Genomic DNA, 7,415 nt, shown 5'->3' with positions numbered 1-7,415 from the left:
TCAAGGACCAAGGTCGGCACTACAGACGCTTTCGCAGGACCCGGTCTAGCTCACTCAGGCACTTACACTACCGCCAAGGGCCAAAATGGGCCTAAAATGGCAACATCCGGGGTCGAATAGTCGAAGCCGGGCTAGCGGCCCTATAAATTCCCAAAATCCAGGCAGTGACGATGGCAACCATGAATTTCAGCGTCCCGGACGAGACCAAGGACGCCGTCAATGATCATTGATGCCGACGTGGTACCTCTCGAATACCTGGACGGACGCATCACCGTCCATCCGGACCTCTGCAACGGTCGGCCGACCATCCGCGGCCTGCGAATCACGGTTGACACGATCCTCGGTCTTCTGCGCGCCGGTGAATCCCCGGATGAAATCCTACGCCAATACCCATCCCTTGAGCCCGCGGACATCGACGCCTGTGTGCGATTCGTCGCGCAGTTGACGGCCCCTCGTTCGGAGGCAGGCGAATGCGGGATTTTTCCATTCGGCGAGGTACAGATCGAGCCAGACTATGACTACAAGGCCCTGCGGCGCTAGGAGTCTTGACATGAGCACCACCATCCTTGAGCAGCTGATCGACCGACTCCGCGCGGCGGCGATCTATAACCGCCACGACCTGGCTGCACCGTCCGTGGTGTTGTGGACATACCGGGAAGGGCTTTGGTCCCGGGCCATCCCGCTGCTGCGCCACGCCATGCCGGAGCTTTTTGTGCTGGCGCCGGAGATTATGGATGAGCGTACCGGGCCGTCGACTTGGTTGCGTTACCAGCTTGCACGGTGGGTGGGCTCTTCGGCACGCGCGGGCGGGACGCCTGCGCTCCTTTATCTGCCGGGTGTGGCGCGGTCGGCCTTTCGCGGTGCCGCCGGGTTCCCGGAGGCCGCGCGGCATCTATTTGCGCTTCAGTTCCAGGGGCAGTTCTGGGGCCAGCAGAACGGGAAGGACTGGACGCCACCGGCTTACCTGTCGTCCAAAGAGGGTGGTCTCGGCCTCGATCTGGCCCGTGATCGGGCCACACAGGACGCGGTCGGTGCCCAATTGACCCAGGTGCTGCGCGCGCCGATGGCGAGCCTTAGCGGCCGGCGCCTGGAGGCGGCGGATTTTCATGGGCTGGCGGCAGCCGATCCGGTGGGCCTGCTGCTGGCGTGGATGGCGACCGGCGACGGTCGCCATGGCGACTGGTCTGCCGAGCGCTGGACCGGTTTCAAGGCGCTTTGTAAGCCGACCTTCGGCCTGGACCCAGACAAGGACGGCATCATCACCGCGGTCGACAAGCTGGTCGCCGGGGGCGGGGTCTGGGATCAGGTCTGTACGCGCTATGGCCAGGCACACAAGGCCTTCGCCGGGGTGCGTAAGGCGCTGGACCTGGCACATCCGAAAGACCTGCTCGATGTCACCAACGACCGGATGCCGGCCACCAACCGCCAGCAGGAGGATGGTTTGCGCGCCGGTCTACTGGGTCTCCTGGCGCTGCCGCGGGCGCAGGCACTGACGCGGCTCAAGCAGCTCTGTGCGGAGCACGCCATGCGGGCCGATTCGCTGTGGGCAGATCTGGGCGAGGCGTCGCTGGCGCGGTCGGCGGTGCCTTTGCAGGTCCTGGCGGAGGGTATCGCCGCGGGTGCTGGCGGACACGATTGGGACACGCTGGCTGCGGCCTATCTGGATCGCGGCTGGGGGATCGATGCCGCCGCCTGGCGCACTTACGCCGCGGTGCGCGATGCCCCTGACTTGGAGGCCGTCACGGCGGCGCTGCGGGCCGTCTACCTCCCGTGGCTGGCGGGGCTTGCGGAGCAGGTGCAGGGTTGGGCCCTGACTTACCCGGGAGCCCGGCCGTCCCGGCCGGGACTCGCGGGCGAGACGCCCGCGCTCCTGGCCACCCCCCGGGACGGTCCTGGTGTTCGTGGATGGCCTATGCTGTGACCTCGGGTTGGAGCTGGCCCGCCTGCTCCAGGCAGATGGATTCACGGTGGAGACGGCAACCCATTGGTCAGCGCTGCCCACGGTGACGGCGACTGCCAAGCCGGCGTGGCACCCGCTGGCAGATGCCTTGATTGGGACCAGTCTGCCGGAGGGGTTCGAGCCGCAGCTCTTGGATACCGGCAAGAACCTCACGACCCAGGCCTTCCGCAACCTGCTGGCGAGCCATGGGTGGAGCTGGTTGGATGCGGCGTCCACCGGGGACCCGGCCGGCGCCGCCTGGACCGAGATCGGCACCTTCGACCACGATGGCCACGCCCAGGGGGCGCGCCTGGCCTGGCGGCTGGAGGAGGAACTGCGGGCGGTCGCTCTGCGCGTGCGCGAGTTGCTCGCCGCCGGCTGGCAACGGGCCGTCCTGGTCACGGACCATGGGTGGCTGCTGCTGCCCGGAGGGTTACCTAAGGCGGACCTGCCGGCGCACCTGACCCAATCCCGTTGGCCGCGCTGTGCGGTGCCCCAGCCCGGCGCACAACACGGGTTCCAGGAACTGCCCTGGTTCTGGGGCGGCGGCCACTGCGTGGTCTGCGCCCCGGGCGTCTCGGCCTTCAAGCTCGGCGTGGAATACGCCCATGGGGGCCTGAGTCTGCAAGATGCACTGACCCTGACATTGACGGTCACCACGGACGGGCAACCCGCTCAGGCCGCTGTCGCGATCGGCAGCGCCGACTGGAAGGGTCTGCGGCTGCGGGTGCAGTTGCAGGGCGGATTCGCGGGGACCCTGCTCGATCTGCGCACGCGGCCGGCGGACGCGACTTCAAGCGTGCTCGATCCGGACCGGCGCATGCAACCGCCGGACGCGGACGGTGCCGCCGTGCTGCTGGTCACGGACGACCAGCACGAAGGCGCGGCGGCCGTGCTGGTCGTGGTTCGTGAGGGGCAGGTCGTTGCCAAGCGGTCCTTGGTGGTTGGAATGGAGCCGGGGCATCCTGCCCCGGAGGACACCGGGGCGGGACGCCCCGGCTCCTTTGAGAGGGATTGATCCATGCAGCTCGACACACTCGACCAGCTGGCCGCCCAGGCGTTCGACGGATTCATCGTCCGCAAGGACCTGGTACGCCGGTTCAAGGGTGAGTATCCGGTGCCCACCTATGTGGGCGAGTTCCTGCTTGGGCGCTATTGCTCCGGTACCGACGAGGCGGAGATCCAGGAAGGCCTGGACATCGTGCAGCGCCAGCTCGCCAGCCGCACGGTGCGCGCCGGGGAGGAGGAGCTGTTCAAGGCCCGCGCCAAGGAACAGGGTCGGGTCAAGCTGATCGACCTGGTCACCGCCCGTCTGGACGCGAAAAACGATTGCTTCGTGGCCGAACTGCCGAGTCTGCGGCTCAAGGATGTGCGGATCGACGATGCCCTGGTCCACACCCACGAGCGAATGCTCACCGGTGGCTTTTGCGCCGAGGTGGACCTGAGCTATGACCCGAGTATCGCCGAGGAGAAGAACGGGCGGCCCTTCGGCATCGAGTCGCTGCGCGAGATCCAGCTCTCCAAGCGCGATGCCCTGGACACCATGGCGCGCGGACGCGCCGCCTTCAGCTTCGAGCAATGGCAGGCCTTCCTGCTGCGCAGTGTTGGCCTTGAGCCTGAGAACCTGTCACCGCGTACCCGCGACGTGATGTTGCTGCGCATGGTCCCCTCCGTCGAGAACAACTACAACGCGGTGGAACTGGGGCCGCGCGGGACCGGTAAGAGCCACCTGTTTCAGCAGGTCTCGCCCTATGCGCACCTGGTGTCCGGCGGCAAGGCGTCAGTGGCGCGCATGTTCGTCAACAACAGCACCGGTCAGCGGGGGCTGGTGTGTCAGTACGACGTGGTGTGCTTCGACGAGGTCTCAGGGATCAGCTTTGACCAGAAGGACGGGGTCAACATCATGAAGGGCTACATGGAGTCCGGCGAGTTCAGCCGCGGTAAGGAGAGCATCCGCGGCTTCGGCAGCATCGTCATGGTCGGCAACTTCGAGGTGGATGTGGTCCACCAGCAGCGCGTCGGCCATCTGTTCGGCCCCATGCCGCCGGAGATGCGTGACGACACCGCCTTCATGGACCGCATCCACGCCTACATGCCGGGCTGGGATATCCCCAAGGTCAACCGTGACCAGCTCACGGACCATTTCGGCCTGGTCAGCGACTTCCTGTCCTCTTGTTGGAATCACCAAAGGAGCCGGGGCGTCCCGCCCCGGGTCTTTCAGGAGCGCATCCACTTCGGCGGAGCCCTGAGCGGCCGCGACACCAACGCGGTCCACAAGACCATGAGCGGACTACTCAAACTGATGTATCCCCAGCCGTTGGAACCGGAGCGGGGCCGTCCCGGCCCCAGCGGAAATGCACTCGGGGCGGGACGCCCCGACTCCCTTGAGATCCCTGATCACGCCATCGAATGGGCCGCGCGGCTGGCGCTGGAGTGTCGGCGGCGGGTCAAGGAGCAGCAGAAGCGGATCGGCTCCGCGGAGTTTCGCAACACCCATTTCAGCTTCCAGATGGGCCTGGACGGTGTGGAACAGTTCGTCTCCACCCCGGAGTTGCAAAGCGAGGACAGCATCGGGGATGACCCACTGCCGCCCGGACAGGTCTGGGTCCTCTCGCCCGGCGGGCTGGAGGAGCATCCCGGGCTCTACCGCTTGGACGTGACCCAGGGGCCGGGCTCTGGGGTGAAGATCCTCAACCAGCCGCCGCCCGCGTCCTTCAAGGAAAGTGTGCGCTGCGCCGAACAGAACCTCTACACGCGAGCGAAGAATTTGGTCGGCGACCGGGACCCGCGGGCGCATGAGTTCTCAGTCCAACTGCGTGCCTTCGACGCCGGCAAGTCCGGCACCGCGACTGGGGTGGGGGCCTTGCTTGCCCTGTGCTCGGCCTTGCTGGAGAAGAGCCTCAAGGGCGGACTGATCGTGGTCGGCGGACTGAACCTGGGTGGGTCCATCGAGCCGGTCTACAACGTGGTCAGCGTGGTGGAGGCCGCCGCGGATAAGGGGGCCAAGACGATTCTACTGCCAGTGACGACACGCAAGCGGCTCATCGAGCTGGATGACGACATCGCTACACGCGTCACTGTGGTGTTTTACTCGGACGCCAGGGATGCCTTGCTCAAGGCGCTGATTGAATGATTGATTCCGTTGGCGGCGGTCACCCGGATGACCATACCATGCGTGCCATCCTCATTGATTGGCGAGCTCGCGATGGCGACCCGCTGGATCTGCGGATGAAAGAACAGGGTCGTCTGCGGGAACGAGGTCGAGGCGCCCCAGATGGCTGGCCCAAGGATCAGGCTCTGATTCGTGTTGCCACTCAATACTTCACCGAGCAGCCGTAAGGCCGGGTCAGCGGGTCGGTCAGCGGCCGGCCGGCGTCGAGGTCGGCGATCGCCTGGCGGACGTAGTTGCGGGCGCCGGGGATGTCCGCGGGGTCGGTGGTCGGACGGTCGTCGATGCCGCCCATGTAGACCAGGGTCCCGGTCGCGTCGATGACATACAGGTGCGGGGTCGTCTTGGCGCCGTAGGCGCGGCCCAGGGTCCCCGCCGGATCCAGGAGCACGGCCGTCGGCGCCGCCTTGCGCTCCGCGGTCAGCCGGTTCGCCTCGGCCGGGGTCACATAGCCCTGGGTGCCCGGGGCCGAGGAGATCACCGTCAGCCACACGGTGCCGGCCGCGGTTACCTCGCGCTGGAGCGTCTGCATGTTGCCGCTTCCGTAGTGCTTGCGCACGTAGGGACAGCCGTCGTTGGTCCACTCCAGGATCACCTTCTTGCCCTTGAGATCGGCGAGGCTCCAGGTTTTGCCGGCCGTGTCGGCAACCGCAAAGGGCGGTGCCGGCTGGCCTACCTGGGGCGCGGCGCCCCAGGCGAGCCCCCAGGTCACGAGCGCCCCGAGTAGGGCGAGCGTCAGGGGTACCTGGGGACGGGTCAAGCGACGATCGATCCGGGACATTGGATTCTCCTGCGGTTGGCTGTCGAGGTCCAGGCTATCTGGGGTTGCGAGCGGCGTTCCCCAGGACCTTACGCACGCTGGCGGGGGTCAGGACCTGGGGCAGCACCTGCGGCTCCCCGCCCGGCGGATAGTAGACATAGATGGGGACGCCGGAGCGTCCAAAACCGGCCAGATAGGCGCCGATCATCGGGTCGCGATTGGTCCAGTCGCCCTTCAGATAAAGCACGTCGGCAGCCCGGAACGCGGCGACCACTTGGTCGGCGCTCAGAGCCACCCGCTCGTTGACCAGACAGGTGATGCACCAGGCCGCGGTCATGTTGACGAAGACCGGCCGACCCTGAGCACGGGCCTGGGCGAGGCGTTGGGGCGAATAGGGCTCCGCCGGCAGTCCCACCTGTGTCGCCTTGGCAACCGCCGGCGCACCGGGTCCCATTGCACCCGCGGTCGCAAGGCCGAGCCACAGGGCAACGGCCACCCCGGCCAGGGCCGCCCCGTCCCCGGCCCGCTGCAAAGCGCGCCGGGCCAGGGCGGTGCGCTCGCGTACCCAGAGCCCGAAGCTCAAGGCGAGCATCCCGGCGAGCACCAGGGCCAGGCCCGCCGGCCCGGTCTGCACAGTCAACACCCAGACCAACCAGGCGACGGTGGCGAATAGGGGAAAGGCCAGGAGTTGCTTCAGGTGCTCCATCCAAGCGCCGGGCCGAGGCAGTCGGCGGGCCAGGCCGGGGACCAGCGAGAGTGCCAAAAAGGGGGCGGCCAGTCCCAGCCCGAGTGCGAGCAGGATGGCCAGTGCCAAGGGCCAGGCCAGCGTCAGTGCGTAGCCCAGGGCGGCGCCCATGAAGGGTGCGGTGCAGGGCGCCGCGACCAAGGCCGCCAAGGCGCCGGTCCCGAAGGCCCCGGCGGTCCCGCCGCCGACCTGCCCCCCGGCCAGCCCCATCAGCCGGCCGCCCAGGGTCACGGCACCGGCGAGCGACAGCCCCAGCGCCAGAAAGACGTCGGCCATGAGCGCCACGAAGGGCGGGTACTGGAGTTGAAAGCCCCAGCCGACGGCGGTGCCCCCGGCCCGCACGGCGAGCAGGATCGCGGTCAGCCCGGCGAAGAAGACCAGGATCCCCGCGGTGTAGGCGAGCCCATGGCGGCTGCGCTCCCGGGCGCTCAGACCGCCCTGCCCTGCCAGACTCAGCGCCTTGATCGCCAGGACCGGAAAGACGCAGGGCATCAGGTTCAGGATCAATCCGCCGAGGAAGGCGAGCCCCAGGGCGAGCGGCAGACCCAAGGCGGGCGCCGTGGGTGGGGCCGCCTGGGCGAGCGCCTGGCCCGGTGTCCCGCGCACCGGGCTGACCTCGAATGAGCGGACGGTCCCGTCGGCTAGCCGCATCGTCAGGAGTCCACCGGGGACCGCGGTGGCGGCCGCTTCGCCCGCAGTCAGGTCAAGCTCCAGCCGGTTCCCGGTCACCCGCCAGGGCTGGTCCGCCGCGGGCTCGATCAGGCCCCAGGCCGCGGGGAAGAAGCGGACGGCTGCGGCTGTC

7 protein-coding genes are annotated in these 7,415 nt (G+C 67.8%); 4 read left to right on the top strand and 3 right to left on the bottom strand.

The features are described 5' to 3' along the window. Nucleotides 1–219: 219 nt before the first annotated feature. From QZY44_RS32150 to brxL, 4 genes are read left to right on the top strand one after another with little or no spacing between them, the layout of a single operon-like run. Complete coding sequence (locus tag QZY44_RS32150) at nt 220–540, top strand: DUF433 domain-containing protein (RefSeq protein ID WP_295457240.1); 321 nt, start codon at nt 220–222, stop codon at nt 538–540. A 10-nt stretch (nt 541–550) separates the two neighbouring features. Beyond that, entirely contained in the window at nt 551–1,921 is a 1,371-nt protein-coding gene (locus tag QZY44_RS32145; protein WP_295457238.1) for a hypothetical protein, read from the top strand. 7 nt (nt 1,922–1,928) lie between these two features. Further along, nucleotides 1,929–2,957 carry a hypothetical protein gene (locus tag QZY44_RS32140; RefSeq protein WP_295457235.1) on the top strand — a complete coding sequence of 343 codons (1,029 nt, stop codon included), beginning with the start codon at nt 1,929–1,931 and terminating at the stop codon, nt 2,955–2,957. 3 nt (nt 2,958–2,960) lie between these two features. Then, on the top strand, nt 2,961–5,072 hold the full coding sequence (gene brxL, locus QZY44_RS32135) for a BREX system Lon protease-like protein BrxL (RefSeq protein WP_295457233.1): 2,112 nt from the start codon (nt 2,961–2,963) through the stop codon (nt 5,070–5,072). Here the strand turns inward: brxL and QZY44_RS32130 are convergent. The 3 genes from QZY44_RS32130 to QZY44_RS32120 all read right to left on the bottom strand — a co-directional run. Beyond that, the gene (locus QZY44_RS32130) at nt 5,027–5,257 is read right to left on the bottom strand and encodes a hypothetical protein (RefSeq protein WP_295457230.1); all 231 of its coding nucleotides are present in this window, start codon (nt 5,255–5,257) and stop codon (nt 5,027–5,029) included. The genes brxL and QZY44_RS32130 overlap by 46 nt on opposite strands. Next, the gene (locus tag QZY44_RS32125) at nt 5,254–5,889 is read right to left on the bottom strand and encodes a thioredoxin family protein (RefSeq protein ID WP_295457227.1); all 636 of its coding nucleotides are present in this window, start codon (nt 5,887–5,889) and stop codon (nt 5,254–5,256) included. Before QZY44_RS32125 ends, QZY44_RS32130 begins: the two co-directional genes overlap by 4 nt. Nucleotides 5,890–5,923: 34 nt before the next feature. Then, nucleotides 5,924–7,415, bottom strand: a 1,492-nt coding sequence (locus tag QZY44_RS32120) for a thioredoxin family protein (RefSeq protein WP_295457226.1), incomplete at its 5' end; no start/stop codon positions are given.

The organism is uncultured Thiodictyon sp. (assembly GCA_903837595.1).
Taxonomy (GTDB): domain Bacteria; phylum Pseudomonadota; class Gammaproteobacteria; order Chromatiales; family Chromatiaceae; genus Thiodictyon.
Note: the sequence above shows the minus strand (reverse complement) of the source record. Positions and strands in the feature narration are given on the sequence as shown.

Excerpts from the sequence above, each read along its gene's own strand:
- QZY44_RS32150 (WP_295457240.1), top strand. The coding sequence starts at position 220 with ATGATCATTGATGCCGACGTGGTACCTCTCGAATACCTGGACGGACGC.
- QZY44_RS32145 (WP_295457238.1), top strand. The coding sequence starts at position 551 with ATGAGCACCACCATCCTTGAGCAGCTGATCGACCGACTCCGCGCGGCG.
- brxL (WP_295457233.1), top strand. The coding sequence starts at position 2,961 with ATGCAGCTCGACACACTCGACCAGCTGGCCGCCCAGGCGTTCGACGGA.
- QZY44_RS32125 (WP_295457227.1), bottom strand. The coding sequence starts at position 5,889 with ATGTCCCGGATCGATCGTCGCTTGACCCGTCCCCAGGTACCCCTGACG.